The sequence below is a fragment of the Pseudomonas sp. PS02302 genome (assembly GCF_029959585.1).
Lineage (GTDB): Bacteria > Pseudomonadota > Gammaproteobacteria > Pseudomonadales > Pseudomonadaceae > Chryseomonas > Chryseomonas aestiva.
In genome coordinates, this window is record NZ_JASCON010000177.1 from 1 (window position 1) to 434 (window position 434).

The 434-nt window shown below is 68.9% G+C and carries 1 protein-coding gene; it reads right to left on the reverse strand.

Going from position 1 to position 434, the window contains the following annotated elements; all coding sequences use genetic code 11:
- The coding region (locus tag QMX82_RS25700; protein ID WP_282288805.1) for an aldehyde dehydrogenase family protein at positions 1-434 on the reverse strand (434 nt) is incomplete at both ends.

Here is a 434-nt window from a genome sequence, read left to right on the forward strand (position 1 = left end):
CCGGCGGCCAGGGCCGGACCGGCCTTGCGGGTGATCATCGCGGTGGGGAAATTCCACGGCGTGATGGCGGCGGTGACGCCGATGGGCTGCTTGATCACCAGGATGCGCTTGTCGGCCTGGTGGCCGGGGATGGTATCGCCATAGATGCGCTTGGCTTCTTCGGCGAACCACTCGATGAAGGAAGCGGCGTAGGCGATCTCGCCCTTGGCCTCCGCCAGCGGCTTGCCCTGCTCCAGGGTCATCAGCCGGCCCAGGTCGTCCTGGTTCTCGATCATCAGCTCGTACCAGCGCCGCAGCTTGGCCGAACGCTCCTTGGCGGTCAGCGCGCGCCAGGCCGGCAGGGCGCGATTGGCGGCGTCGATGGCACGCTTGGTCTCGGCGCGGCCGAGCTTGGGAATGGTGCCCAGGGTCTCGCCGGTGGCCGGGTTGTCCAC